We start from the raw sequence: 375 nt of genomic DNA, 5'->3' as shown, positions 1-375 counted from the left end.
TGTTCGGAAGATAAAGATATGACCCCTGAACATTTTAAAGCCCAACAGCGAGACAGCCGTTTCTTTGGGAAATGGGCAGTAATAAATTCTAAAACATTTGAGGAAATTGTCACTGTTACGTTTTATAGTGAATATACAAAGATTGGGGAACTTTTTCTCATACATAGAGACACTGAAGAAAAAGATAAAAGTGTGGAATATTATTATACAAAAGGAGATAGACTCTATGTATTAAACCCTGGCTCTGGTTTTAAAGTTTCCGCTTCGGTATATGAATTTCGATATGAATTTTCTGATTCGGATAACATTTTGGTTTTACAAGAATACACAAACGGAGAACTAAGTAATTATAAACGATTTCTGAAACGTAAATAA

The 375-nt window shown here is 32.8% G+C and carries 1 protein-coding gene; it reads left to right on the top strand.

The window, feature by feature from the left end; translation table 11 throughout:
• Nucleotides 1–375: hypothetical protein (locus tag CCAND38_RS01270; protein ID WP_197066313.1), on the top strand; the 375-nt coding region annotated here is incomplete at its 5' end.

The organism is Capnocytophaga canis, from assembly GCF_000827555.1.
Taxonomy (GTDB): domain Bacteria; phylum Bacteroidota; class Bacteroidia; order Flavobacteriales; family Flavobacteriaceae; genus Capnocytophaga; species Capnocytophaga canis.
Note: the sequence above shows the minus strand (reverse complement) of the source record. Positions and strands in the feature narration are given on the sequence as shown.